The sequence below is a fragment of the Vibrio sp. AH4 genome (assembly GCF_030710545.1).
Taxonomy (GTDB): Bacteria; Pseudomonadota; Gammaproteobacteria; order Enterobacterales; family Vibrionaceae; genus Vibrio; species Vibrio metoecus.
Genome location: NZ_JALAIV010000001.1, coordinates 177,062 through 201,574, shown reverse-complemented (window position 1 = coordinate 201,574; position 24,513 = coordinate 177,062). Strand labels below are relative to the sequence as shown.

General features: G+C 47.7%; 23 protein-coding genes and 16 tRNA genes. 12 read left to right on the top strand and 27 right to left on the bottom strand.

Features of this window, described 5'->3' with window-relative positions; all coding sequences use genetic code 11:
- Positions 1–252 precede the first annotated feature (252 nt).
- The 21 genes from MKA69_RS01075 to lolB form a co-directional block, all read right to left on the bottom strand.
- Positions 253–337 (bottom strand) — tRNA-Leu (locus tag MKA69_RS01075).
- Between the two features lie 41 nt (positions 338–378).
- Positions 379–453 (bottom strand) — tRNA-Gln (locus MKA69_RS01070).
- 38 nt (positions 454–491) lie between these two features.
- Positions 492–576, bottom strand: a tRNA-Leu gene (locus MKA69_RS01065).
- Positions 577–617: 41 nt separating this feature from the next.
- Positions 618–692 (bottom strand) — tRNA-Gln (locus MKA69_RS01060).
- Between the two features lie 17 nt (positions 693–709).
- Positions 710–795: transfer RNA gene (locus MKA69_RS01055), tRNA-Leu, on the bottom strand.
- A 23-nt stretch (positions 796–818) separates the two neighbouring features.
- Positions 819–895, bottom strand: a tRNA-Met gene (locus MKA69_RS01050).
- Between the two features lie 26 nt (positions 896–921).
- Positions 922–1,006, bottom strand: a tRNA-Leu gene (locus tag MKA69_RS01045).
- A 40-nt stretch (positions 1,007–1,046) separates the two neighbouring features.
- A tRNA-Gln gene (locus tag MKA69_RS01040) sits at positions 1,047–1,121 on the bottom strand.
- A gap of 27 nt (positions 1,122–1,148) precedes the next feature.
- A tRNA-Leu gene (locus MKA69_RS01035) sits at positions 1,149–1,233 on the bottom strand.
- A gap of 41 nt (positions 1,234–1,274) precedes the next feature.
- A tRNA-Gln gene (locus MKA69_RS01030) sits at positions 1,275–1,349 on the bottom strand.
- 17 nt (positions 1,350–1,366) lie between these two features.
- Positions 1,367–1,452 (bottom strand) — tRNA-Leu (locus MKA69_RS01025).
- A 23-nt stretch (positions 1,453–1,475) separates the two neighbouring features.
- Positions 1,476–1,552, bottom strand: a tRNA-Met gene (locus MKA69_RS01020).
- A gap of 77 nt (positions 1,553–1,629) precedes the next feature.
- Positions 1,630–1,704 (bottom strand) — tRNA-Gln (locus MKA69_RS01015).
- A 27-nt stretch (positions 1,705–1,731) separates the two neighbouring features.
- A tRNA-Leu gene (locus MKA69_RS01010) sits at positions 1,732–1,816 on the bottom strand.
- Positions 1,817–1,841: 25 nt separating this feature from the next.
- Positions 1,842–1,927 (bottom strand) — tRNA-Leu (locus MKA69_RS01005).
- 29 nt (positions 1,928–1,956) lie between these two features.
- Positions 1,957–2,033, bottom strand: a tRNA-Met gene (locus tag MKA69_RS01000).
- A gap of 277 nt (positions 2,034–2,310) precedes the next feature.
- Positions 2,311–3,402, bottom strand: a complete 1,092-nt coding sequence (gene ychF / locus MKA69_RS00995; RefSeq protein WP_055031769.1) for a redox-regulated ATPase YchF — start codon at positions 3,400–3,402, stop codon at positions 2,311–2,313.
- Positions 3,403–3,412: 10 nt separating this feature from the next.
- A complete protein-coding gene (gene pth, locus MKA69_RS00990; RefSeq protein ID WP_055027996.1) occupies positions 3,413–4,003 on the bottom strand; it encodes an aminoacyl-tRNA hydrolase in 591 nt (196 codons plus the stop codon).
- A gap of 168 nt (positions 4,004–4,171) precedes the next feature.
- Positions 4,172–5,116 (bottom strand): ribose-phosphate pyrophosphokinase, encoded by a 945-nt coding sequence (locus MKA69_RS00985; RefSeq protein WP_001113134.1) that lies wholly within the window; start codon positions 5,114–5,116, stop codon positions 4,172–4,174.
- 29 nt (positions 5,117–5,145) lie between these two features.
- Complete coding sequence (gene ispE, locus MKA69_RS00980) at positions 5,146–6,018, bottom strand: 4-(cytidine 5'-diphospho)-2-C-methyl-D-erythritol kinase (protein ID WP_305848214.1); 873 nt, start codon at positions 6,016–6,018, stop codon at positions 5,146–5,148.
- The gene (gene lolB / locus MKA69_RS00975) at positions 6,015–6,632 is read right to left on the bottom strand and encodes a lipoprotein insertase outer membrane protein LolB (protein ID WP_000992936.1); all 618 of its coding nucleotides are present in this window, start codon (positions 6,630–6,632) and stop codon (positions 6,015–6,017) included. The genes ispE and lolB overlap by 4 nt, the downstream gene beginning before the upstream one ends.
- A 157-nt stretch (positions 6,633–6,789) precedes the next feature.
- On the opposite strand from lolB, the gene hemA reads away from it, so the two are divergent.
- From hemA to ybaK, 8 genes are all read left to right on the top strand, one after another.
- Complete coding sequence (gene hemA, locus MKA69_RS00970; protein WP_305847369.1) at positions 6,790–8,049, top strand: glutamyl-tRNA reductase; 1,260 nt, start codon at positions 6,790–6,792, stop codon at positions 8,047–8,049.
- Between the two features lie 29 nt (positions 8,050–8,078).
- Positions 8,079–9,167, top strand: a complete 1,089-nt coding sequence (gene prfA / locus MKA69_RS00965; protein WP_000647702.1) for a peptide chain release factor 1 — start codon at positions 8,079–8,081, stop codon at positions 9,165–9,167.
- Between the two features lie 3 nt (positions 9,168–9,170).
- Positions 9,171–10,031, top strand: coding sequence for a peptide chain release factor N(5)-glutamine methyltransferase (gene prmC, locus MKA69_RS00960; protein WP_095476287.1), 861 nt, complete (start codon positions 9,171–9,173; stop codon positions 10,029–10,031).
- Complete coding sequence (locus MKA69_RS00955) at positions 10,031–10,414, top strand: SirB2 family protein (protein WP_305847368.1); 384 nt, start codon at positions 10,031–10,033, stop codon at positions 10,412–10,414. Before prmC ends, MKA69_RS00955 begins: the two co-directional genes overlap by 1 nt.
- Positions 10,415–10,428: 14 nt before the next feature.
- Positions 10,429–11,241, top strand: a complete 813-nt coding sequence (locus MKA69_RS00950; RefSeq protein ID WP_055029928.1) for a SirB1 family protein — start codon at positions 10,429–10,431, stop codon at positions 11,239–11,241.
- Positions 11,242–11,260: 19 nt separating this feature from the next.
- A complete protein-coding gene (gene kdsA / locus MKA69_RS00945) occupies positions 11,261–12,112 on the top strand; it encodes a 3-deoxy-8-phosphooctulonate synthase (RefSeq protein ID WP_000400339.1) in 852 nt (283 codons plus the stop codon).
- Positions 12,113–12,517: 405 nt separating this feature from the next.
- A complete protein-coding gene (ushA, locus tag MKA69_RS00940) occupies positions 12,518–14,179 on the top strand; it encodes a bifunctional UDP-sugar hydrolase/5'-nucleotidase UshA (protein WP_305847367.1) in 1,662 nt (553 codons plus the stop codon).
- Positions 14,180–14,319: 140 nt separating this feature from the next.
- Positions 14,320–14,802, top strand: a complete 483-nt coding sequence (gene ybaK / locus MKA69_RS00935) for a Cys-tRNA(Pro) deacylase (RefSeq protein ID WP_000186556.1) — start codon at positions 14,320–14,322, stop codon at positions 14,800–14,802.
- Between the two features lie 86 nt (positions 14,803–14,888).
- Here ybaK and MKA69_RS00930 read toward each other — a convergent pair whose 3' ends face one another.
- Positions 14,889–16,142, bottom strand: coding sequence for a uracil-xanthine permease family protein (locus MKA69_RS00930; RefSeq protein ID WP_000786154.1), 1,254 nt, complete (start codon positions 16,140–16,142; stop codon positions 14,889–14,891).
- 220 nt (positions 16,143–16,362) lie between these two features.
- Between MKA69_RS00930 and MKA69_RS00925 the strand changes: the two genes are divergently transcribed.
- Positions 16,363–17,487 (top strand): DUF2066 domain-containing protein, encoded by a 1,125-nt coding sequence (locus MKA69_RS00925; RefSeq protein ID WP_001269688.1) that lies wholly within the window; start codon positions 16,363–16,365, stop codon positions 17,485–17,487.
- Positions 17,488–17,606: 119 nt separating this feature from the next.
- On the opposite strand, the gene MKA69_RS00920 is transcribed toward MKA69_RS00925, so the two are convergent.
- Genes MKA69_RS00920 through MKA69_RS00905 form a run of 4 tightly spaced genes read right to left on the bottom strand, consistent with a single transcriptional unit; the run spans position 17,607 to position 20,426 of the window.
- Positions 17,607–18,023, bottom strand: a complete 417-nt coding sequence (locus MKA69_RS00920; protein ID WP_050418637.1) for a DUF2069 domain-containing protein — start codon at positions 18,021–18,023, stop codon at positions 17,607–17,609.
- A gap of 11 nt (positions 18,024–18,034) precedes the next feature.
- A complete protein-coding gene (gene wrbA, locus MKA69_RS00915; RefSeq protein ID WP_055035409.1) occupies positions 18,035–18,601 on the bottom strand; it encodes an NAD(P)H:quinone oxidoreductase in 567 nt (188 codons plus the stop codon).
- Entirely contained in the window at positions 18,598–18,948 is a 351-nt protein-coding gene (arsC, locus tag MKA69_RS00910; RefSeq protein ID WP_055031763.1) for an arsenate reductase (glutaredoxin), read from the bottom strand. Before arsC ends, wrbA begins: the two co-directional genes overlap by 4 nt.
- Positions 18,949–18,971: 23 nt before the next feature.
- Complete coding sequence (locus MKA69_RS00905; RefSeq protein ID WP_305848213.1) at positions 18,972–20,426, bottom strand: M48 family metallopeptidase; 1,455 nt, start codon at positions 20,424–20,426, stop codon at positions 18,972–18,974.
- Between the two features lie 183 nt (positions 20,427–20,609).
- Here MKA69_RS00905 and MKA69_RS00900 point away from each other — a divergent pair, with 183 nt between their 5' ends.
- The 3 genes from MKA69_RS00900 (at position 20,610) to MKA69_RS00890 (ending at position 23,961) form a co-directional block, all read left to right on the top strand.
- A complete protein-coding gene (locus tag MKA69_RS00900) occupies positions 20,610–20,846 on the top strand; it encodes a sulfurtransferase TusA family protein (RefSeq protein WP_000433300.1) in 237 nt (78 codons plus the stop codon).
- A complete protein-coding gene (locus tag MKA69_RS00895; RefSeq protein WP_000462615.1) occupies positions 20,839–21,915 on the top strand; it encodes an AI-2E family transporter in 1,077 nt (358 codons plus the stop codon). Before MKA69_RS00900 ends, MKA69_RS00895 begins: the two co-directional genes overlap by 8 nt.
- A gap of 174 nt (positions 21,916–22,089) precedes the next feature.
- The gene (locus MKA69_RS00890) at positions 22,090–23,961 is read left to right on the top strand and encodes a methyl-accepting chemotaxis protein (RefSeq protein WP_305847366.1); all 1,872 of its coding nucleotides are present in this window, start codon (positions 22,090–22,092) and stop codon (positions 23,959–23,961) included.
- Between the two features lie 81 nt (positions 23,962–24,042).
- On the opposite strand, the gene bcp is transcribed toward MKA69_RS00890, so the two are convergent.
- A complete protein-coding gene (gene bcp, locus MKA69_RS00885) occupies positions 24,043–24,510 on the bottom strand; it encodes a thioredoxin-dependent thiol peroxidase (protein WP_055028004.1) in 468 nt (155 codons plus the stop codon).
- Positions 24,511–24,513: the final 3 nt, after the last annotated feature.

Below are 24,513 nucleotides of genomic sequence, written 5' to 3'. Positions count from 1 at the left end.
TGGGTTTTTTATTGGGTAAAAATCCAATAGGCTAATCTACAAACAATTTATTTTGATGATCGGCAATCAAAAGTGAGGATAAACAAGGGCTAAAGATGGACTTTGTCAGAGCTAAGAGAGAAGTCAGAGGAAAAGCATGTGTTTTAATGAGTGAGCGAGAACTTAAACCGATTCGCCTATTCTCTGAAAAAGGTCTCTGAAAAAAGGAAAAGCAGAAAAAACAAAACCTAGCCGAAGCTAGGTTTGTTTGTATGGTGCGGAAGAAGAGACTTGAACTCTTACACCTTGCGGCGCCAGAACCTAAATCTGGTGCGTCTACCAATTTCGCCACTTCCGCAAATTGTAGTGATAATTTGATTTCTCAAACCATCGATATAATGGCAGGTCTGCCAGGATTCGAACCTGGGTATGACGGGATCAAAACCCGTTGCCTTACCGCTTGGCGACAGACCTGCAGTATTCTGCACAACGATCGTCGTTGCTTTCAATAATGGTGCGGAAGAAGAGACTTGAACTCTTACACCTTGCGGCGCCAGAACCTAAATCTGGTGCGTCTACCAATTTCGCCACTTCCGCAAATTTTAGTGATAACCCGATTGCTCGAATCATCGAAATAGTGGCAGGTCTACATGGATTCGAACCATGGGATGACGGGATCAAAACCCGTTGCCTTACCGCTTGGCGATAGACCTGCAGAATTCGATACATTTGGTGCGGAAGGAGGGACTTGAACCCTCACGTCCGAAGGACACTAACACCTGAAGCTAGCGCGTCTACCAATTCCGCCACCACCGCGTTAAATGCATCAAATTGTAATATGGTGGCTACGACGGGATTCGAACCTGTGACCCCATCATTATGAGTGATGTGCTCTAACCAACTGAGCTACGTAGCCACTCTAAATCTTTTCAGATTTAATTATGGTGCGGAAGAAGAGACTTGAACTCTTACACCTTGCGGCGCCAGAACCTAAATCTGGTGCGTCTACCAATTTCGCCACTTCCGCAAATTGTTTGATGATTTGAATGCTCAATTCATCGAGATAATGGCAGGTCTACCTGGATTCGAACCAGGGGATGACGGGATCAAAACCCGTTGCCTTACCGCTTGGCGATAGACCTGCAGTGATGATTACTATCATCAAATAATGGTGCGGAAGAAGAGACTTGAACTCTTACACCTTGCGGCGCCAGAACCTAAATCTGGTGCGTCTACCAATTTCGCCACTTCCGCAAATTTTACTGATAACTCGATTACTCGAATCATCGAAATAGTGGCAGGTCTACCTGGATTCGAACCAGGGGATGACGGGATCAAAACCCGTTGCCTTACCGCTTGGCGATAGACCTGCAGAATTCGATACATTTGGTGCGGAAGGAGGGACTTGAACCCTCACGTCCGAAGGACACTAACACCTGAAGCTAGCGCGTCTACCAATTCCGCCACCACCGCGTTAAATGCATCAAATTGTATTATGGTGGCTACGACGGGATTTGAACCTGTGACCCCATCATTATGAGTGATGTGCTCTAACCAACTGAGCTACGTAGCCATCTTTTCGAGCGAGAGACTATAATACAATCTCGCTCTGACTTCCAATGGTTTTTACCGTGTTGAAAGTTAAGAAAATGGCAGGTCTACATGGATTCGAACCATGGGATGACGGGATCAAAACCCGTTGCCTTACCGCTTGGCGATAGACCTGCAGTGATGATATTCATCATCAAAATATGGTGCGGAAGAAGAGACTTGAACTCTTACACCTTGCGGCGCCAGAACCTAAATCTGGTGCGTCTACCAATTTCGCCACTTCCGCAAATTTTTTAACAACCTGATACTTTTGGTGCGGAAGGAGGGACTTGAACCCTCACGTCCTAGGGACACTAACACCTGAAGCTAGCGCGTCTACCAATTCCGCCACCACCGCGTGTTCAAAAGCATCAAATTGTATAAATTTGGTGGCTACGACGGGATTCGAACCTGTGACCCCATCATTATGAGTGATGTGCTCTAACCAACTGAGCTACGTAGCCAAATTTTTATCTCTCTGCCTAGGCGTTGTGCCTTATCGCTGAGAACGGAGCGCATTATGCGGATATGGGTTAGGAGCGTCAACAGTTTTTTTGAATAAATTCTTTGAAACTAACTGTTCGAGTTTTTTTTAAACAAAGAGGCGTGTTTATGATCAAAAACCATCAACAAAACAACAAATTCATTACGCTTTGAGGAGAACAAAGATCATTTTTTTAATGCCGATAAAGAACAAAAGCCAACACTTTGGTTGGCTTTTGGTTTGCATTATAGCGAGTTTTAAACGTTGAAGCGGAAGTGGATCACATCGCCATCTTTTACGATGTAGTCTTTACCTTCCAAACGCCATTTACCGGCATCTTTCGCACCTGACTCACCATTAAATTGGATGTAGTCATCGTAACCGATCACTTCAGCACGGATAAAACCACGTTCAAAGTCAGTGTGGATCTTACCTGCTGCTTGTGGCGCAGTTGCACCGACAGGGATTGTCCATGCACGTACTTCTTTCACACCTGCGGTGAAGTAAGTTTGCAGGTTCAGAAGATCATAACCAGAGCGGATTACACGGTTAAGTCCTGGTTCTTCAATGCCCAGATCGGCTAAAAACTCATCACGCTCTTCTTCTTCGAGTTCTGACAGTTCTGCTTCAATGGCTGCACATACTGCAACAACAGAGGCATTTTCTTGTGCGGCAAACTCAACAACGGCATCCAGATATGGGTTGTTCTCAAAACCATCTTCATTTACGTTAGCAATGTACATGGTTGGTTTGAGTGTCAGTAGGTTTAAGTAACCAACGGCCAAGAGTTCTTCTTTCGTAAGCTTAACAGAACGAGCTGATTGGCCTTCGCTTAATACAGGTTGCAGTTTTTCCAGTACGGCCAGCTCAAATTTCGCTTCTTTATCGCCACCTTTCGCGCGTTTGCTTTGACGCAAAATCGCACGCTCACAGCTATCAAGATCCGCTAGCGCCAGTTCAAGGTTGATGACTTCAATGTCTTCCAACGGTGAAACTTTACCCGCAACGTGAACGATGTTTTCGTTTTCAAAGCAGCGCACAACGTGACCAATTGCGTCGGTTTCACGGATGTTGGCGAGGAATTTGTTACCGAGACCTTCACCTTTTGATGCACCCGCAACCAGACCAGCGATATCCACAAATTCCATAGTGGTTGGCAGAATACGCTCTGGCTTTACGATAGCGGCTAAGGCATCCATACGCGGATCTGGCACTGGAACAACACCTGTGTTTGGCTCGATTGTACAAAACGGGAAGTTAGCTGCTTCGATGCCCGCTTTGGTCAGTGCATTAAAAAGAGTTGATTTACCTACGTTTGGCAAACCGACGATGCCACATTTAAAACCCATGACTGTAACCTTATTCAGCTTTGAAAGTGTGTAAACGATTTTGTGCTTTGGTGAGGCCATCCTTCATGAGGATCTCAAGGCAGCGAACGGATTCATCCACTGCGGCATCAAGGCATTCTTGCTCTTTAGCGGGAGCTTTGCCTAGCACATAACCGGCTACTTTATCTTTGTGTCCCGGATGGCCGATACCAAGCCGTAGACGATAGAATTCTTTGTTGTTGCCTAATTTGCTTATGGTGTCTTTGAGTCCGTTATGTCCACCATGACCGCCTCCTTGCTTGAACTTCGCAATACCGGGAGGTAAGTCTAGTTCATCGTGTGCCACCATGATCTCTTCTGGCTTAATCTGGTAAAAATTGGCCAGTGCCGCAATGGCTTTGCCTGAGAGGTTCATGAAGGTTGTGGGGACTAATACTCGTAATTCTTGACCATTGATCAACAGACGTCCGGTAAGGCCAAAAAATTTCGGCTCATTTTTTAGCGTAACGTTGTGAATACGGGCTAATTCTTCGACAACCCAAGCACCTGCGTTATGGCGTGTTTTCGCGTATTCAGGTCCTGGATTAGCCAGTCCGACAAGGAGTTTGATTGGTTGACTCAAGGCGAATATCTCTTCGGAAACTCAAAAGCGCGGTATGATAGCACACATCCGCCGCGAGGTGCGAGTCACACAAAAAGCAATAAAAAAGCGCTTCACCAAAGATGAAACGCTTTCGCATCATCGATTCCCTAACTTACTGACAGGCAGTGAGGTTCGGTTACTCAATGATTAGTTAAACATCGCAGAGATAGACTCTTCGTTGCTGATACGACGAATCGCTTCAGCCAGCATGCTTGATAGGGTGAGTTGAGTTACTTTACCTGTCGCCGCCATCTCTTTCGATAGGGTGATAGAGTCAGTCACAATCACTTGATCCAACACGGAATTTTTGATGTTTTTCGCTGCATTGCCAGAGAACACCGCGTGCGTAGCGTAAGCAAATACGCGTTTCGCACCACGTTCTTTCAATGCTTCAGCGGCTTTACACAGTGTGCCACCGGTGTCGATCATATCATCGACAATCACACAGTCACGGCCTTCAACATCACCGATTAGGTTCATTACTTCTGAAACGTTCGCGCGTGGACGACGCTTATCAACGATCGCGATATCGATATCACCCAAGGCTTTCGCGGTTGCGCGAGCTCGCACCACACCACCAAGGTCTGGAGATACCACAACAGGATCTTCCAAGTTACGTGCTTTCATATCTTCCAGCAGTACAGGTGTACCGAAAATGTTGTCTACTGGAACATCAAAGAAGCCTTGGATTTGCTCTGCGTGGAGGTCGATAGTCAGAACGCGGTCAACGCCAACGTTAGAAAGGAAATCTGCAACAACTTTTGCAGTGATTGGCACACGAGCCGAACGCACACGGCGGTCTTGGCGGGCATAACCAAAGTAAGGAATAACTGCCGTAATACGGCCTGCAGAAGCACGGCGCATTGCGTCAATCATAACCACCAGTTCCATCAGGTTGTCATTGGTCGGGGCACAGGTGGATTGAATGATAAATACATCGCTACCACGGACATTTTCGTTGATTTGTACTGCTACTTCACCATCAGAGAAACGAGAAACAGTAGCATCACCAAGGGAAATGTACAGGCGATCAGCAATACGTTGGGCTAGTTCGGGTATTGCGTTACCAGCAAATAGCTTCATATCAGGCACGGTGGAAACCTCAGGGTTGCGTCCAGTTTTTAGTAAGGTCGGATTTTGGCTGATTGGTAATCAGCCAACGTCTTTCTGAGCGGTGAAACATTGCGCCCTTGGGCGACAAACGCTAAGACGTTGTCAGATAATTGAGCAAAGACGGCTTGTGCATCTTTCCTGCTCGAAAACTCAGCAAAAACGCAAGATCCCGTCCCGGTCAATCTTGACGGCGCGTATTGTAGCAGCCATGAAAGTTGCTGATCAACCTCGGGGTACAGTGATCGGACAATTTTTTCGCAATCGTTTTCGTAAGGAGCGGCAAGAAGGCTTGCCAGATCACGCTTTGGCGTATTTCTCACTAGCTCAGGATGAGTAAAAATATCTTTTGTCGCGATGCTGACCGCAGGGCGCACCACTAAATACCATTTTTCCTCGGGTTCTACCGCGGATAATTCTTCGCCAACACCTTCAGCAAAGGCGGCAAAGCCACGGGTAAAGACGGGTACATCTGCCCCGAGTGCCAACCCAATCTCGGCCAGTTGATCATCCGTGAGTTGAGTCTGCCAAAGATAATTGAGTGCCACTAAAGTGGTGGCCGCATTGGATGACCCTCCACCAATTCCACCGCCCATCGGCAAAGTTTTGTGCAGTTTAATATCTGCTCCCAGCGGGGATTGGGTATAGCTTTTAAGCGCCATCACGGCCTTGTAGATCAGGTTATCCTCTAACGCGACATTGGCCAGAGCGGGGGATAGGGTAATGTCACCACGGGTGTTTGCCGTAATGGTCAACTCATCACCGTGATCGAGAAACTGAAATAAGGTTTGCAGATCGTGATAGCCGTTAGCGCGACGACCTGTGATGTAAAGAAACAGGTTGAGTTTGGCCGGTGAAGGCCACACGGTGGTGCCGTGGATCATGGGAGCAGCGTCCATTGTGAAATCACCAGTTGAATCGAGGTTTTATTTTGCTGGAGTTTGAGTTTATCCGGCAACGGAATGAGCTGATTTTGCCACTCAATGGCTTGGTAACGCTGATATTCCACTTGCCATTCTGCTGTTGAGGCGAGTTTGGTGAGCATGGCAAGGGTGTTCTGTTCATTCAGCTCATAATGAGTCGCTTGCGTCGGTAAACCTAAAATCCAGTCTTCGAGCTGTGCAACGGGAATATCCAATCCGGTCAAATTGCGGATCAGGCTTTGCGCATCTTGGTCGCGATAAATTTGATCATCATAAGTGTCGACCTGTGCGCCTTGCTCATCGACCCGTAGGTTGAGAACGGTTTGACCGAGGAAATTGGTTAAGCGAAGTGAGAGTTGCTGCGGGCTTTTTTGCCATTGAAAATTGAACGATTGACGCTGATCTGGCGCGATATAACCGAGCTTACCAGTGAGTTGATAGGCTTGAATTTGTTGTAATACGAGCTGATGAGATTGCCACTGAACATTGACTGGTTGTGGTGGTGTGGTGGCACAACCCGCTAAGAGAAACAGACTCGCCACTCCGGGGAGTAAGCGACGTAAGAGAGCATTCATAGTGCGTTTTTTATCCAAAGCGAGAACGAAAACGGGCTAACTATATCATTGATCTCACGAACTCAGGAAAACAAATCCGGTCTGCCCTTTCAATCAAAGAGGGCATCAAGTAAAATTCGGCCTCTAGTCCATCACCATATCTGAGAATCCTCTATAGATGTCTTTGCTTGCCATTGGAATCAATCACAATACGGCGTCGGTAGAATTGCGGGAAAAAGTAGCGTTCGGCCCAGAGAAACTCTCTTTGGCTCTGAATCAGCTCGCCACCAGTTCACACGTTAAGGGAGGCGTAATCCTCTCAACGTGCAACCGTACCGAAATTTACTGTGATGTGAGATCGGCGAGTAAGAACAAGGTCATCGAATGGTTCTCCCAGTTTCATCAAATCAGTTTGGATGAGTTAAAACCCAGCTTGTATGTTCATGAAGAGCAAGCCGCCATTCGTCACTTGATGCGCGTCGCTTGTGGTTTGGACTCATTAGTATTGGGCGAGCCGCAGATATTAGGGCAGGTAAAACAAGCTTACGCGGAAGCGCGAGAAAACCACGCGGTCAATCCCGCGACTGAAAAGTTGTTCCAAAAAACCTTTTCGGTAGCCAAGCGAGTGCGTACCGAAACCGAGATTGGTGGCAGTGCGGTTTCGGTGGCGTACGCCGCTTGTACTTTGGCGAAACACATTTTTGAATCACTGGCAGATGCCACTGTACTACTGGTTGGTGCGGGTGAAACGATAGAACTGGTTGCTAAGCATTTGGCGGGGCATCACTGTAAACGGATGATTGTGGCTAACCGCACACGTGAGCGAGCTTTAGGGCTTGCCGAGCAGTTTGGGGCTGAAGTGATCGCCCTTAATGAAATTCCCGATTATCTCGCGCAAGCGGATATTGTGATCAGCTCTACCGCTAGCCCTTTACCGATCATCGGTAAAGGCATGGTAGAAACCGCGCTCAAAGCGCGCCGTCATCAGCCAATGTTGTTGGTGGATATTGCTGTCCCGCGTGATATTGAGCCGCAAGTCGGCAAACTGAATGATGCTTACCTTTACTCGGTCGATGATTTGCAATCGATCGTGGACAGCAATATCGAGCAGCGGAAAGTGGAAGCGATTCAGGCGGAAGCGATTGTCAGTGAAGAAAGCGCAACCTTTATGAGTTGGATGCGCTCACTGCAAGCTGTCGATAGCATTCGCGATTATCGCAAGCAAGCCAATGACACTCGGGAAGATCTGCTGAGTAAAAGTTTGCAAGCTTTAGCCGCAGGCGGTGACCCTGAAAAACTGCTTATTGAATTAAGCAACAAACTGACCAACAAACTAATTCACACCCCAACTCGTGCGTTACAAACCGCGGCGGAACAAGGGGAACCGGCTAAATTGGCCGTGATCAGACAAAGTTTGGGTCTTGACGATCTGAACTAAATCTCAACTTAGAGTTTAAAGAAGCAACTATGAAAGCGTCGATTTTAAGCAAGCTTGAATCCCTTGTTGAGCGCTACGAAGAGGTGCAACACCTCCTTGGCGACCCAACCGTTATTGGTGATCAAAATAAATTCCGTGCTCTGTCCAAAGAGTATTCGCAGTTGGAAGAGATCACTCAGTGTTTCCAAGCTTACCAACAAGCGAAGGAAGATCTGGTTGCTGCCGAAGAAATGGCACAAGAAGATGATGCAGAAATGCGTGAAATGGCACAGGACGAGATCAAAGCGGCGAAAGCGGCAATTGAGCGCCTGACCGATGAGCTGCAAATTCTGTTGCTGCCAAAAGATCCAAACGATGATCGCAACTGTTTCTTGGAAATCCGCGCCGGTGCGGGTGGTGATGAAGCCGGTATTTTCGCCGGTGATCTGTTCCGTATGTACAGCCGCTTTGCTGAGAAAAAAGGTTGGCGTATCGAAGTGATGTCATCAAGCGAAGCTGAGCATGGCGGTTACAAAGAGATGATCGCCAAAGTCAACGGTGACGGTGCTTACGGTACGCTGAAATTTGAATCTGGTGGTCATCGCGTGCAACGTGTTCCGGCAACGGAAGCGCAAGGTCGCATCCATACCTCAGCTTGTACCGTTGCGGTGATGCCAGAAATTCCAGAAGCGGAAATTCCAGAAATCAAAGCCAGCGATCTGAAAATTGATACGTTCCGCTCCTCTGGCGCGGGTGGTCAGCACGTTAACACCACCGACTCGGCTATCCGTATCACTCACTTACCGACTGGAATTGTGGTGGAGTGTCAGGATGAGCGTTCGCAACATAAGAACAAAGCGAAAGCAATGTCAGTATTGGCGGCGCGCATTGCTCAAGCGGAAGAGTCAAAACGTGCGGCGGAAATTTCCGATACTCGTCGTAACCTGCTGGGTTCTGGCGACCGTAGTGACCGTATTCGTACTTACAACTACCCGCAAGGTCGTGTGTCCGATCACCGTATCAACCTGACGGTGTACCGCCTGACGGAAGTGATGGAAGGCGACATGCAATCACTGATTGAACCGGTGATTCATGAGCACCAAGCAGACCAGTTGGCGGCTCTGGCGGATCAAAACTAATTCATGTCAGTCACTATTGAAGCGGCATTAAAAGCGGCAACCGAGCAACTGCAGCAAAGCGGCAGTGATTCGCCAGCGTTAGATGCCGCTGTGTTACTTTGCCATGTACTGGCTAAGCCACGTTCCTATCTGCTGACTTGGCCAGATAAAACGCTTGAGGAGCCAGCTTTGGCTTCTCTCGACGCACTACTGGCTCGCCGCATGGCGGGCGAGCCGATTGCCTACATTCTCGGTGAGCGTGAATTTTGGTCACTGCCGCTGAAAGTTTCTCCTTCCACACTTATTCCACGCCCAGATACTGAACGTTTGGTCGAGCTGGCATTGGATAAGGCCGCTTTGATGGACGGTGAACTATTGGATCTCGGCACCGGAACTGGAGCGATTGCATTAGCGTTGGCTTCGGAGCTGCCGCAGCGTCGGGTCACGGGCATCGATTTACGCCCAGAAGCGGCTGCGCTGGCGCAGGAAAATGCTACGCGTTTGGCGATTCACAATACGCAGTTTTTGCAAGGCAGTTGGTTTAGTCCACTGGCCGACGGTACGAAGTTTGCTTTGATCGTCTCCAACCCACCGTACATCGAAGAAAATGATCCGCATCTGAGCCAAGGTGATGTTCGTTTTGAGCCCAAAAGCGCACTGGTTGCGAAAGAAAACGGCCTCGCGGACATACGCTATATCAGCACGCATGCGCCACATTTTTTGCTCGACGGCGGCTGGCTACTGTTTGAACATGGCTACGATCAAGGCGCTGCGGTGCAGATGATGTTGCGTGAGCTTGGCTACCAAAACGTCACGACCGAACAAGATTATGCCGGCAATGACCGGGTTACATTGGGACAATATAAAATGGAAAGAGAATCATAATGTACGAAGGCTTAAAACATTTTCACCTGTTCACGATTGGCATCAGTGCCGTCATGCTATCGATTCGTTATGTGCTGATGATGCTGAACTCCGCGCATTTAGAGCGCAAGTTTTTCAAAGTTTTTCCGCATGTTAATGACACCTTATTGCTGCTTTCCGGTATCGGTTTGATTTTCATCACGGGATTCATTCCATTTACCGCTGCCGCGCCGTGGATGAGTGAAAAATTCACCTGTGTGCTGGCTTATATTGCTTTAGGCTTTTTTGCTCTCAAATTTGGCCGCAACAAATTGCTGCGTAGCTTTGCGTTTTTTGGCGCATTGGGCTGGCTAGCAATGGCAGGAAAAATCGCGGTCGCGAAAGCGCCGATTCTGTTTGGTTAAGCCTAGGAGCAACCATGCTGAATTTATGTGATGAAGATTTTGATGCGATGGAGTTGGTGGAAGGGGCGCTTGCGCTCAACAGAGCCATCAACCCTGACACGCAGCTAGAATGGGCTCACATTGAGTTAGCACGTCTGCTTGAAGAGGCTGAGTTGGCTTTGGTTCATGAGCGGCATGAGAAAGCACGTTTTGATGCTTTTTTGCGTCTGTTTTACCAAGAGTGGGGGTTTAGCGGGGATCGTGAAGCCTACTTTGATTCACGCAATGCATTCATGGATCAGGTTTTAGAACGACGCAAAGGTATTCCCGTGAGTTTGGGCGCGTTGCTGCTTTACTTTGGCCGCAAACTGGGCTTTCCACTGAATGGCATTAGTTTCCCCACACAGTTCCTGTTGTCGCTGAATTGGCCAGATGAAACGCCGATTTATATCAACCCATTCAATGGTGAAGTCGTTTCTCAACACACGTTACAAGCTTGGTTAGTTGGCCATAAAGGGCCTCTCGCTAAACTCAAACCGCAGCATTTGCAAGGGGTAGACAACCCGACCATTATTGGTCGTTGGTTGGCGCTGCTTAAAAGTGCCTTATTGCGCGAAGAGCGTTATACTCTGGCGCTAAGATGTACCGATTTGGCACTCACGTTTGTGCCGGATGATCCTTACGAAATCCGCGATCGTGGCTTTATCTACCAACAGCTAGAGTGTCACCAAATTGCCATTTCGGACTATCAATATTTTATTGATCAATGCCCGAACGATCCGGCAGCTGAATTGTTAAAAACGCAAGTCAATGCACTCAGTCACGATACGCACGTGACGCTGCATTAACCCAACAAGAGAGATGAAGATGGAACACAAGATTGTCCATGTCGGTGATATTCCGGTAGCCAACGATAAACCGTTTACCCTGTTTGCTGGTATGAACGTGTTGGAATCGCGTGATTTGGCGATGCAAATTTGCGAATACTACGTAAAAGTAACCGAGAAGCTCGGTATTCCTTATGTGTTCAAAGCTTCTTTTGATAAAGCGAACCGCAGCTCGGTACACTCTTACCGTGGCCCAGGCTTAGAAGAAGGCATGAAAATTTTCCAAGAGTTGAAACAAACTTTTGGTGTGAAAATCATTACTGATGTGCACACGGCTGAACAGGCACAACCTGTTGCGGATGTAGTGGATGTCATTCAATTGCCTGCCTTTTTGGCGCGTCAAACGGATCTGGTTGAAGCGATGGCGAAAACGGGTGCCGTGATCAACGTGAAAAAGCCGCAATTCATGAGCCCAGGCCAAGTAGGCAACATCGTTGAGAAGTTTGCTGAGTGTGGCAACGACAAAGTGATTTTGTGTGAGCGTGGTTCTTGCCACGGTTACGACAACCTCGTTGTGGATATGCTCGGTTTTGGCGTGATGAAGCAAGCCTCTAACGGCAGCCCAATCATTTTCGATGTGACTCACTCACTGCAAATGCGCGATCCTTCTGGTGCGGCATCGGGTGGTCGTCGTGAACAGACGGTTGAACTGGCGAAAGCGGGTCTGGCAACGGGGATTGCCGGTTTGTTTATTGAAGCGCATCCAAATCCAGAGAAAGCGAAGTGTGATGGCCCATCGGCTCTGCCGCTCGATAAGCTAGAGCCATTCCTTGTGCAGATGAAAGCGCTGGATGATTTGATCAAAAGTTTTGCGCACATCGATATCCGATAAGTGTGATATCCAGATAGACATCGATTTAAAGCCATCTGCGGATGGCTTTTTCATATCTCATGCACCGTAGGGGATGGGGTACGCAATTCTTGCAAAAGAGGGTTTATGTAGGTTAAACGCTTGCGTGCACAAAATGAGAGTACCTGTCGTTTTATCAGTAAAACGTTTGCCTGTGATCGGGGCGGATTATCTTCTTAACTCTCATCCTTGATTACATGCAATTGGCTCGTTTTAGGTGATCCATCCTACATAAATATGAAATCAAGCTGTCTCATCAATTTCGTTACTTTAAACTAAGTCAAGTTTTACCCGCGCATTAAGCAGTGGCAGTGGGAAGCGTATGCGCCGTACGAGCGCTCATCAATACACTTCAGCAGTGGTTTTCATCAGTTCAAAGGTATGACAATGAAACAAGGCCTCATTCTAAAATCCGTACTCAGTGCAGCCATTATTGCCTCTTTGGCAGGTTGTGCAACCCAACCCGCTCACCAGTGGGAAGCAGACAAAACCTATAAACTGACTATTTTGCACACCAATGACCATCATGGTCGTTTTTGGCAAAACCAGTATGGCGAATACGGCATGGCAGCTCGTAAGACGCTGATCGACCAAATGCGTGCTGAAATTGAAGCGCAAGGTGGCAGTGTGTTACTGCTGTCTGGTGGTGACATCAACACAGGTGTTCCAGAGTCCGATCTGCAAGATGCAGAGCCTGATTTTAAAGGGATGAGCAAAATTGGTTACGATGCGATGGCGCTGGGTAACCATGAGTTCGATAACCCAATCGACGTTTTGTTTAAGCAAAAAGAGTGGGCGAATTTCCCAATGCTTTCTGCCAACATTTACGACAAAGCCACTGGCAAACGTCTGTTTGAACCGTACCATATTTTTGATAAGCAAGGGATCAAGATTGCTGTCATCGGTTTAACCACCGAAGACACCGCGAAAATTGGTAACCCAGAATACATTGGTGGTATTGATTTCCGTGATCCAAAAGCAGAAGCGAAGCAAGTGATTGCTGAGCTGAAGAAAAATGAGAAGCCGGATTTGATCATTGCCGTCACTCACATGGGTCACTACCAAAATGGTGAGCATGGTGTGAATGCTCCGGGGGATGTCGCTCTGGCTCGTTTCCTACCTGAGGGTGAGCTGGACATGATTGTGGGTGGTCACTCACAAGAGCCTGTTTGTATGGAAGGCCCAAATCTGGTCAAAAAGAATTTTGAACCGGGCGATGCTTGTAAACCTGACATGCAAAACGGTACCTACATCGTTCAGGCTTATGAATGGGGTAAATATGTTGGCCGTGCGGATTATGAATTCCGTAATGGTGAGCTAAATATGGTTAGCTACAACCTAGTTCCAGTTAACCTGAAGAAAAAAGTGGAAGTAAATGGCGAAAGCAAACGTGTGTTTGCGACATCTGAAATTAAAGAAGATACTGCGATGCTCGACTTCCTACGCCCTTACCAAGAGAAAGGCCAAGAGCAATTAGGTATTAAGATTGCAAAAAGCAACGGTAAGCTGGAAGGCGACCGTAACATCGTGCGTTTTGAGCAAACCAACTTAGGGCGCATGATTGCAATGGCGCACATGCAACGAGCAAAAGCGGATTTCGCCATCATGAACTCTGGCGGTGTGCGTGACTCCATTCAAGCGGGTGATATTACGTACAAAGATGTGCTGAAAGTGCAGCCATTTGGCAACATTCTGACTTATGTGGATATGAATGGTCAGGAAGTGCTGGATTACTTAAATGTGGTGGCGACCAAGCCGGTCGATTCAGGTGCCTATGCTCAATTTGCGGGTATCTCTATGACGGTAGCGGATGGCAAAGTGTCAAACGTGATGATTGGTGGCAAACAACTGCGTTTGGATGCGACTTACCGCTTCACAATCCCAAGCTTTAACGCAGCGGGTGGTGATGGCTATCCGAAAGTGTCGGATCATCCGGGTTATGTCAACACCGGTTTTGTGGATGCGGAAGTGTTGAAAGATTTCCTCGAAGCAAACAGCCCAATTGACGTAAACCGTTTCGCCCCAGCGGGTGAAATTGTTTATCGCTAATAAGGTTTGACTCAGCGAGTCGAATTGCGTTTACTGACAGGCGGTGTAAAAACACCGCCTTTTTTGTTTTTTCCATATCGATATGGAACTGAGTTTTATCTGCTTAATCTGCAGTGTGAGTAAATGAGGACACGCGATTCATGACTCCAGCCATCAATCTTGCAAAGAAAAATAAAATCCCGCATACCATTCATCAGTATGAACATGATCCGAGCCATGCCAGCTATGGCTTAGAAGCGGCACAGGCGCTCGGCCAAGATCCGAAGCGTGTCTTCAAAACTTTACTGTTTTGTATGAACGGGGAAGAGAAAAATCTCGCGGTAGCCATTATCCCAGTCGATTTAAAACTGAATTTGAAACTGGCAGCGAAAGCAGCTAAAGCCAAAAAAGCAGAGATGGCGAAGCCGGATATTGCAGAAAAAACGACAGGTTATGTGGTGGGGGGGATCAGTCCTCTCGGTCAGAAAAAAGCACTACCGACCTTTATTCATCAAAGTGCGCAAGCGCAAACGACGGTTTGTGTCAGTGCCGGTAAGCGTGGCTTGGAAATTGAATTATCACCGCAAGATTTAGCGCGCTTAACGCGTGGTCAATTTGCGGATCTGTGCCAAGAAGAGAGTTAACACCGACAAAAACGGCCTCAGCAAGAGGCCGTTTATCCCCTTAAGACTTGAAGCTCAAGTAGTAAGGGGAGTTAACCATCACGAGATTAATGACGCGCTTCTTCTTCCATCTGCGCATTATCCACCACGTGGCTTTCACCCAAATCCTTAGGCAAAACGAGATTCAGGACAATCGCGACAATACCGCACAAGCTCACGCCTTGTAGGCTGAAATCACCGACGCCGAATGCCATGCCACCAATACCAAAGACCAGTGTTACCGCGACAATCACGAGGTTGCGTGATTTGTGTAGGTCCACATGATTTTTGATCAGCGTGTTCAAACCCACGGTTGCGATGGAGCCAAACAGTAGGATCATGATCCCGCCCATGACTGGTACAGGGATGGTTTGCAGCAGTGCGCCGAGTTTACCGACCAAAGCCAGCACAATCGCGGTGATGGCAGCCCAAGTCATGATGGCTGGATTGAATGCACGAGTCAGCATCACCGCACCAGTGACTTCACTGTAAGTGGTATTGGGTGGCGCACCGAGCATGGTTGCCGCGATAGTGGCGACTCCGTCACCCGCAATCGTGCGGTGTAAGCCCGGTTTCTTCAGGTAATCTTTGTTGGTGACGTTGGAGATCGCCAGCATATCACCCACGTGTTCAACCGCAGGGGCGATCGCGACTGGGATCATAAACAGAATGGCGTTGATATTAAACTCAGGGAAAGTAAAGTTTGGCAGCGCCAGCCAAGCGGCTTGTTCTACGGCGGCAAAGCTCACGACTCCGAGTGCGAGTGACAGTACATAACCCGTGATGATGCCCGCGAGAATCGGTACTAGCTTGAAAAAGCCTTTCGCGAAGACACTGAAAACCACCGTCACCAAAAGTGAAAGGCAAGAAATCCACAGTGCTGCTTGTGGGTCAACCAGTTGGACGGAACCGTCCCCTGTTTTACCCAGCGCCATGTTGACTGCCGCTGGCGCAAGCCCCAAACCAATCACCATGATAACCGGACCCACTACAACAGGAGGCAACAGCTTATGGATGATTTCTACACCACGCACCTTGATGATGCCACCGAGAACGATATACACCGCACCGGCTGCCATCAATCCCCCCATGGTGGCAGGAATACCCCAAGTTTGGATGCCGAACATGATAGGAGCAATAAAAGCAAAAGAAGAGGCGAGAAAGATGGGGACTGAGCGGCGGGTAATCAATTGGAAAAGCAGAGTTCCTAAACCAGCACCGAACAGTGCTACGTTTGGATCGAGTCCCGTTAGCAGTGGGACCAGAACCAACGCGCCGAATGCAACAAACAGCATTTGCGCGCCTTGTATGGCATTTTTCATCGTATTTTCCCTGAACTAAATAAAAATTCGCGGGATTCTATCACTTCTGCAATCGATTGCGAGCGGAATGAGATCAAAAAATGACAGGTTTATTAGTCAATCATAAAAACGACGTGGATCGCGTCGCACAAATTCTGACGTACTCCTGTAACCTCTTGCCTTGCTGAACTCAGGATAGTTGCTTATCATCGTCGTTCAGTAAACAGAATGTAGGTATGGTATGCGCTATTTAGCTGTGTTGATGATGGGATTGCTCACGTTTCCCGCATTCGCCCTCACTCGAGTCAATTTGTATCAAGCAGAAGTTGCGATTGATCCCCAACAAAATAACGCGGATGCCACTGCTCGTGTACGTGGTATGGAAGAGGTAATTGTGCGTGCGACAGGCAGCCAAGATTCCCTTAAGAATGATGCGGTGCAAAAAGCACTGCGCCAAAATAACCAATACATCACGCAGATCAGCACTCAGCAGCAAGGCACACAATCTGTGCTGCGTTTGCAATTTAGTGCGCCACACATACGCTCTTTGTTAACTCAAGCTCAATTACCATTTTGGCCAGAAAGCCGCAGCAACCTGTTGGTATGGCTGGTGGAAGAGGCTAATTATGATCGCAGCATTAGCTGGGAACACGCTGATACACCAGTGCTGAACCAAATGAAAAACCGTGCACGTGTGCGTGGTTTACCACTGACCGTTCCGGTCGGTGATTTTGATGATGTCACCGGGGTACAAGTTTCCGATTTATGGGGTGGCTTTATTAACCCGATCAGTGCGGCGAGCCAACGTTATCCAACCGATGCGGTCTTAGTGGTGCGTGTTCAAGGTTCCGATGTTCGCTGGACGTTGTTTGATCAAGCGGCGAACAGCATGGTGGCTCAGCCCAAATCTCCTATCTCGGGTCAAGCTTCTGGTGAGCAAGCGGCCAGTGAGATGATTGATGAAATCAGTGATTACTATGCAAGCAAGAGCGCGGTGGTGGTGAGTAGTGAATCCTCACAATCTGTGCTTGCCCAATTTGGTCCACTCGATAGTGCGCAAGATTTTTTTGTGGTTGAAAACAAACTTAAGCGTTTAAGCTCCGTTGCTTCTCTGGATATTCTGAAAATTCAGGGAACAGAAGTGACGTTTAAAGTGCACTTGTTGGCGAGTGTTGATGAGTTTGCGAATGAAGTGGTGAGAATGGGGCAAGTGGTTCGAATGGAAGCGCCGCAAGATGATGTTTCTGCAACCGATAATTTCACTTCAGAGGCGCCAACCGAAGGCTCATTGAATGAAAACCAAGAGTCTGCAGTCGCTCCTCAACCGGCTTTATCCACTACGCTGTATTTTTCTTGGCAAGGTTAAGTCATCAAAAATCGTATCGAAAAAATAGCGCCAACAGAGGCGCTATTTTTTTATCCACGTTGGGGGAGGGCAAACCAGCGGTATCGTTATGGGCGATTAGCCCTCAATGAGCAAAAAGATCATGGGTGGTCAAAACGTGATTTTTCCTGCTTTTCAACCTCTGACAGCTTGGTGAGTTTTAACCCCAGTTCTTGACCGCGTAAGCGTGCATAAAGTGTATTACCAATGAAGGCGGTGAAGGTTAGTACAAGCTCAATCAATGCTAGCCAACGCTCACCACCATCTACATACAACAAGGTTAGGGCGTGCAAGAAATAGAGCATCAGCACGAAGTTCGCCCATGCATGGGTATAAGGTTTGCCTTTGAGGATACCCCAAAGAGGGAGTAGCAGAGGGATCACCCAACCGACCGCTAATGCGATGGCATTGAGATGGGGATGGGGAGAGAGTTTCAATTGCCACAAGACAATCCAAACCAGTAACCCCAGATTCGCACTGAGTGCCAACCAGCGATAAAACGCAGTACGAGGTTGCATGTTAGGTGTGGTCATACGGATCCTTTTAACTGTTTGGCCACATTGGCGAGGCGTTTTCCTAACTGGCGAGCCAGCTCGGCCTCTTCCGGTGAAAGCGATTTTTGTTGATGAACATGGCTAGCACCATAAGGTGTTCCGCCAGATTGAGTTGTGTGCAAAGCCGGCTCTGAGTAGGGAATTCCTAAGATCAACATACCGTGATGCAACAAGGGCAGCATCATACTTTGTTGGGTAGTTTCTTGCCCACCATGCAAAGTGGCGGAGGACGTAAAGACACAAGCCGGTTTATCGATCAGTGCGCCACTGAGCCAAAGTGGAGTAGTTTGATCCCAGAAGTGCTTTAAGGGAGCCGCCATATTGCCAAACCAAACTGGGCTACCAAAGGCTAATCCATCACACTGTTTTAGCTCTTCCAAAGTAAGGTAAGGATCGCTTGCGGGCTCGTTTTCATCCCACTCAGGAACGGTACGCAGTAAAGCATGGCAGCCGGTGACCGATTCAATACCACGAGCGATCTGGCGTGCAAGGGCTAGGGTGCTGCCATGCCGACTGTAATAAAGAACAACAACCGAAATCATAGGATTTCGAGTACTTGCTCGGGTGGTCGGCCATGTCGAGCTTGGTTGTTACAGACCACAATCGGGCGCTCAATCAGTTTCGGGTGTTCAGCCATTGCTGCAAACAGATCATCATCACTGAGTTGGCTATTGCCTAGATTCAGCTCTTTGTACAAATCTTCTTTACAACGCATCATCCCCCGAACATCGCTCAGCCCTAATTGTTGATATAGGCATTTAAGCTGCGCAACGGAAGGGGATTCTTCCAAATATTTAATGACTTGAGGTGTGATGCCTTGGCTTTCGAGCAAGGCTAAAGTTTCACGACTTTTTGAGCATTTTGGGTTGTGATAAATCACGACTGACATGGATTCTCCTTAATCAGATTTTATTATTGGAGGGATAAAAAGCGTTCACGCTGAACCATTAATTGATCAATGCGCGCATCATAACGGGCCTGAGCGAGGCTACCGAGTTCAACCAGTTGGCTTGCTTGGGTATAAAACTGAATCGCTTTGTTCCAATTTGCCTGCAGCGCCATGATTTCACCACGAGCCGCCAAGTCTTCGGCGCTATTTCCTAAGCGGCTATTTGCCTCAGAGAGTAATTGCCAACCATTGATATCATTGGGGTTGTCATGGGTATAACGCTGTAAAATACGAATCGCCTCATCGAACTTATCTTGCTTAAGCAGCACATTGGCATAGTTAATGGTTAATACCGAATTGTTTGGGGTTCGTTTTAGTGCGTTTTCCAGTAAATTTTGTGCTTTAACGGCTTGCTGAGTGCCAAGATAAAGATCACTGATCGCATCGAGATAAAAATGATTATCGGGCTGCTCTTTAATGAGTTGAGTGAGCAGAGGTTCTGCTTTATCAAACTGTTTCTGATCGAGATAGACCAACGCTTTACCATAGAGGATAGAAGGTTGCAGTGTCGGATCGATTTTTTTCTCCGTACGAGCAAACCAATCTAAAGCGGCATCTGCCTCAATCCCTGCATAACGAGCGATGATTCGTGCGCGCGCCAAGTGGTAATCCAGATGAGGGGCGAGCTTGAGCGGTGGATATTGTCGTGCACGTTCACGACTATCTGTGATGCGATCTTCCGGTAACGGGTGCGTCAGCAGCATCGGTGGCGGCTTACTGGCATAACGATATTCATCCGCTAAGCGGCTAAAAAACAGTGGCATCGCATTGGCATCAAATCCCGCTTTGGCTAAGGTTGCGATGCCGAATCGGTCGGCTTCTTTTTCATTACTGCGCGTGTAGTTAATTTGCCCTTGAATAGTACCTGCCATCGTGGCGTTGATCGCAGCAATCCCGGCTTCTGGGGCGGCAATCGCAAGTAGCAAAGAGCCCGCCAGAGCCGCAATGGTCGCCGGTGAACGGCGTGCTTGCTCTTCCATACTTCGGGCGAGGTGACGCTGGGTTACGTGGGCAATTTCGTGCGCCATGACCGAAGCCAGTTCACTTTCACTTTGTGCATGTAGAAACAGCCCTGAATGCAGAGCTACGTAACCGCCAAAAAACGCAAAAGCGTTGATGTTGCGATCGCGGATTAAGAAGAAAGTGAAGGGGGTTTTGACATCATTGGCATTCGCGACTAATTGATGCCCCAAACTGTCAATGTACTCATTCAGTACCGGATCATTGATCACCGGTTGATTATTGCGCAGCATGCGCATGTAGGCATCGCCATAAATCAGCTCTTGATCTATGGTCAAGGTGGAACCTGCGACGGTGCCGATATCAGGCAGTTCGATCGCTTCCGTTTGTGCAACCGTAGGGAGACATTGCGCAGCAATGCACAAACATAACAGAGTGCGAGTCGGGAACAATTTCATAATGGCGGTGAATACTCCGAGTTTATCTGCCAGTAAGACACAGTCGAACCCAATTGGTTTCTCAAGCTGACTATCCTGTAGTGAATTTCCTGTCAAAATCCGCCACCTGCGAACGCACAATAGGTGTAACCCTGACCGAAAGCCGATACAATGTGCCACCTATATTAAGGATTAAGCGGCAGAATGGAACCGATTATTCTCGATTTGCGGGAGCAACGTTGCCCTCTGGCATTATTGCTGGCTAAACGGGCAACTGCAGCACTGTTACCCTGTGAAGCGCTGACCATTTTGATTGCCGATCCCGCCTCATTACGTGACATTGAACAATATATGGCTCAACAGCCAGTACAATGTCAGCGTACTCAAAAACACGATCATTGTTCGCTCATGGTGAGTAAGGAGACTTCGTTTAATGTTTGAAATGGTCAGTCGTTGGTATAAACGACGCTTCTCCGATCCACATGCTGCCAGTTTGGTAGCGATTTTACTGTTTGGTTTTATTACCATCTATTTCTTTGGGCATCTAATTGCACCGCTATTGGTTGCAATTGTGCTGGCTTATTTGCTTGAGTGGCCTGTTACTCAACTGCGCCGTTTACGTATTCCTCGTACCTTAGCGGTGATCATTGTGATTACCGTCTTTACTGGCTTGATGATTCTGGCGGTATTTGGATTGGTTCCGACAATATGGAAGCAAGTGGGCAACTTAATCAATGATGTTCCGAACATGTACAACGGTACGCAAAAGTTCATCACTACTCTGCCTGAGCGTTTTCCAGAACTGGCGCATTTAGAGATCGTGGAGTCGGTGATCAACAATGCGAAAAACAAAGTGCTTGGTATGGGCGAAACCGTCGTGAAAGGTTCGTTAGCGTCTTTAGTGAGTTTGGCAACATTAGGGGTTTATTTAATTCTGGTACCACTTTTGGTGTTCTTCTTGTTGAAAGATAAACAAGAGATGCTGCGCATGGCAAGCGGTATTCTGCCGCGCAACCGTAAGCTCGCCACTAAAGTATGGGAAGAAATGAACCAACAAATTTCTAACTACATTCGTGGAAAAGTGTTGGAAATTGTGATTGTGGGAACAGTGAGTTACATCACTTTCGCGATTCTAGATCTGCGTTACTCCGTGCTGTTAGCGGTCGCGGTTGGTCTCTCCGTGTTGATTCCCTATATTGGTGCGGCGGCCGTGACTGTACCTGTGGCGATTGTTGCCCTGTTTCAGTGGGGGCTAACGCCACCGTTTTATACTCTGCTGATCGCTTACGGCATTATCCAAGCTCTGGATGGCAACGTGTTAGTTCCCGTCCTGTTTTCTGAAGCGGTTAACTTGCATCCCGTTGCCATTATTATCGCTGTACTGGTATTTGGCGGATTGTGGGGATTTTGGGGAGTATTTTTTGCCATTCCACTCGCAACCTTAGTCAAAGCGGTATGGAAAGCCCTTCCTAGTATCGATGAAGAGCCGAACAAAGAGAGTTATTCGTAAAGAAAAAACCAGCGTAATGCTGGTTTTTTCTTGTCTTGCAGCCCAAAACTAAAAATTCAGACTAAAGTTTGTAAAGAAGGTTGGCGATATAGCACTTATAAGAAAGTCAGGTTAATCAAGATTATTTATCGCACTGCGGTTATCTGGAACCCAGAAACAGAAGGATTGGGAATTATGAGGTTTAGTCAGAAGATCGTTGCCGCTTCATCGGCTTTATTACTGTGTATTATTGCACTGCTTTCCTTTCAGCAGCTTTCAACGGTGCGTGAGGAGATTGAGTCATTAGTGCAAGATAGTTTGATGGAAATGGTGAAAGGGGTTAAAAACACCATAGAGTCGGATCTCGCGAGTAAAAAGGGGCTAGCCCAATCGACGACAGAAGTGTTGGAACTTGATCCAACCAATAAAACGTTTGTGAAAAACGTTTTGGAAGCGCCGAATTTAAAAGGCAGCTTTTTAGCGATCGGTTTGGGGTATGAGTCTGATGCCTCGGTTGTGGAAAACGATGATGGCTGGGAGCCGAACTCCGATTATGACCCCCGCAAGCGTCCTTGGTATATCGATGCGAAACGGGAAGGGAAGCTGACGGTTACAGAGCCGTATGTAGATATTTCAACCAAGAAAATCATCATTTCTATCGGCACGCCCGTGTATCAACAGAACAATTTTATTGGTGCCATGTTCTACGACGTTGAACTTACACAATTGGCGCAACTGGTTAACTCGATTAACTTGTTTGATGCGGGCTATCTGTTCATCACCACCGCAGACGGTATTACGATTGCGCACCCTAATGCTGAAAATAACGGCGAGAAGTTCAGCAAATTCTTGCCGAATGTGGAGCTAAAAGAGGGAACTCAGCGGGTTGAGCTTGATGGCAAATACTACTTAGTTAAGTTTGCCCAAGTACCGTCAGAACATTGGTATATCGGTGCCGTGGTTGATGAATCTGTCGCGTTCGCGATGGTGAATGATTTACGTCGCAGCTCGCTGATTTATACCGTAATTGGCGTATTACTGAGCATCGTCGGTCTGAGCTTCTTAATTAAAGTGCTGATGAAACCACTCGGTGCGTTAAGCCGTGCGATTGAAGATGTGGCTTCAGGCCAAGGTGATTTAACCAAACGCCTAGATACCAATACGGATATGGAATTCGCGATATTGGCGAAGGATTTCAACGTATTTAGCGAAACGTTACAAAAACGTATTCAGCAGTTGAAAGGGATTGGCGCCGAGATCATGCATGGTACCGAGCTGACGGTTCAGGGGGCTCATGAATCAGCCAGTGCCATGTCTCAGCAGTTGCAAGAATTAGAGCAGTTAGCGACCGCAATGCACGAGATGGCCGTGACAGCAACCGAAGTTGCCAACAATGCTCAAGGGGCGGCGGCGGCGGCTCATGAGGCCGATGAAGCCTCACAAGATGGCAGTAAGGTCGTAAGTGATACTACGCGTTCGATTGATGCGCTATCAGCACGTATTGAACAAGCCGTAGAAGAGGTGAAAGGGCTAGAAGTAGCGACGGGTAACATCGAAACCATCTTAAAAGTGATTAACGATATTGCAGACCAAACTAACTTACTGGCACTAAACGCGGCGATTGAGGCTGCGCGTGCAGGAGAATCCGGCCGCGGTTTCGCGGTAGTTGCGGATGAGGTTCGTACCCTAGCACAGCGTACACAGCAATCGACAACGGAAATTCGCAGCATGATTGAACAGCTGCAAAGTGGTGCGAGTGCGGTTTCGGTCGCGATGAATGAAAGTAAATACACGGCCGATGATGCGGTACAAAAAGCGCAGCGTGCCGATGAATCACTGCAACGGATCCGCAGCGCGATTCAGCGCATCAGCGATATGAATATGCAGATTGCGTCAGCAGCTGAAGAGCAGAGTTTGGTTGCCGAAGAGATCAACACTAACACGGTCAAAATCAAAGACCTCTCGACTCTGGTTGCTGATTCAGCCAAAGCGGCTAGCTTGGCAATGCAAGTACAGACCGAAAACGTGCGTGAGCAAGACAAAGTACTCAATACCTTTATTGTGTAACCCTCTTTTCTCGCAACAATAAGGCCAGTCATTGACTGGCCTTAAATTTAGATAATCTTGTGGGTTATCAGAGAAAGCGAATTACGCTTGGTTTAGGTAGTTCAGCACAACTTCATGATGGTTGGTGGTTTTGAATTTATCAAATACCTGTTCAATCACACCTTGTTCATTGATCAAAAAGCTGATGCGATGCAAACCATCAAACACTTTACCCATGAATTTTTTCTCGCCCCATACACCAAACTGTTCCGCCACTTGGTGATCTTCATCTGACAGCAGTGTGAAATTGAGGTTATCTCGCTCGATGAACTTGCCGAGACGTTTTACCGGATCAATGCTGACGCCCAGTACGACCACATTATGTGCCTGCAATTTTGTTTGAACATCACGCAGACCTTGGGCTTGAACGGTACAGCCGGGTGTCATGGCTTTAGGGTAAAAATAAAGCAGCACTTTTTTACCTGCGAAATCAGCAAGTGAAATCGCCTTGCCATCTTGATCAGGCAGAGAAAAGGTTGGCGCTGGAGTTCCTGCGGTGAGTGTGTTCATAGT

What these genes read in the sequence shown, in the direction of transcription:
- ychF (WP_055031769.1), bottom strand. Translation starts at nt 3,402, where the DNA reads ATGGGTTTTAAATGTGGCATCGTCGGTTTGCCAAACGTAGGTAAATCA.
- ispE (WP_305848214.1), bottom strand. Translation starts at nt 6,018, where the DNA reads ATGATCCACGGCACCACCGTGTGGCCTTCACCGGCCAAACTCAACCTG.
- lolB (WP_000992936.1), bottom strand. Translation starts at nt 6,632, where the DNA reads ATGAATGCTCTCTTACGTCGCTTACTCCCCGGAGTGGCGAGTCTGTTT.
- hemA (WP_305847369.1), top strand. Translation starts at nt 6,790, where the DNA reads ATGTCTTTGCTTGCCATTGGAATCAATCACAATACGGCGTCGGTAGAA.
- prfA (WP_000647702.1), top strand. Translation starts at nt 8,079, where the DNA reads ATGAAAGCGTCGATTTTAAGCAAGCTTGAATCCCTTGTTGAGCGCTAC.
- prmC (WP_095476287.1), top strand. Translation starts at nt 9,171, where the DNA reads ATGTCAGTCACTATTGAAGCGGCATTAAAAGCGGCAACCGAGCAACTG.
- MKA69_RS00955 (WP_305847368.1), top strand. Translation starts at nt 10,031, where the DNA reads ATGTACGAAGGCTTAAAACATTTTCACCTGTTCACGATTGGCATCAGT.
- MKA69_RS00950 (WP_055029928.1), top strand. Translation starts at nt 10,429, where the DNA reads ATGCTGAATTTATGTGATGAAGATTTTGATGCGATGGAGTTGGTGGAA.
- kdsA (WP_000400339.1), top strand. Translation starts at nt 11,261, where the DNA reads ATGGAACACAAGATTGTCCATGTCGGTGATATTCCGGTAGCCAACGAT.
- ushA (WP_305847367.1), top strand. Translation starts at nt 12,518, where the DNA reads ATGAAACAAGGCCTCATTCTAAAATCCGTACTCAGTGCAGCCATTATT.
- ybaK (WP_000186556.1), top strand. Translation starts at nt 14,320, where the DNA reads ATGACTCCAGCCATCAATCTTGCAAAGAAAAATAAAATCCCGCATACC.
- MKA69_RS00930 (WP_000786154.1), bottom strand. Translation starts at nt 16,142, where the DNA reads ATGAAAAATGCCATACAAGGCGCGCAAATGCTGTTTGTTGCATTCGGC.
- MKA69_RS00925 (WP_001269688.1), top strand. Translation starts at nt 16,363, where the DNA reads ATGCGCTATTTAGCTGTGTTGATGATGGGATTGCTCACGTTTCCCGCA.
- MKA69_RS00920 (WP_050418637.1), bottom strand. Translation starts at nt 18,023, where the DNA reads ATGCAACCTCGTACTGCGTTTTATCGCTGGTTGGCACTCAGTGCGAAT.
- wrbA (WP_055035409.1), bottom strand. Translation starts at nt 18,601, where the DNA reads ATGATTTCGGTTGTTGTTCTTTATTACAGTCGGCATGGCAGCACCCTA.
- arsC (WP_055031763.1), bottom strand. Translation starts at nt 18,948, where the DNA reads ATGTCAGTCGTGATTTATCACAACCCAAAATGCTCAAAAAGTCGTGAA.
- MKA69_RS00905 (WP_305848213.1), bottom strand. Translation starts at nt 20,426, where the DNA reads ATGAAATTGTTCCCGACTCGCACTCTGTTATGTTTGTGCATTGCTGCG.
- MKA69_RS00900 (WP_000433300.1), top strand. Translation starts at nt 20,610, where the DNA reads ATGGAACCGATTATTCTCGATTTGCGGGAGCAACGTTGCCCTCTGGCA.
- MKA69_RS00895 (WP_000462615.1), top strand. Translation starts at nt 20,839, where the DNA reads ATGTTTGAAATGGTCAGTCGTTGGTATAAACGACGCTTCTCCGATCCA.
- MKA69_RS00890 (WP_305847366.1), top strand. Translation starts at nt 22,090, where the DNA reads ATGAGGTTTAGTCAGAAGATCGTTGCCGCTTCATCGGCTTTATTACTG.
- bcp (WP_055028004.1), bottom strand. Translation starts at nt 24,510, where the DNA reads ATGAACACACTCACCGCAGGAACTCCAGCGCCAACCTTTTCTCTGCCT.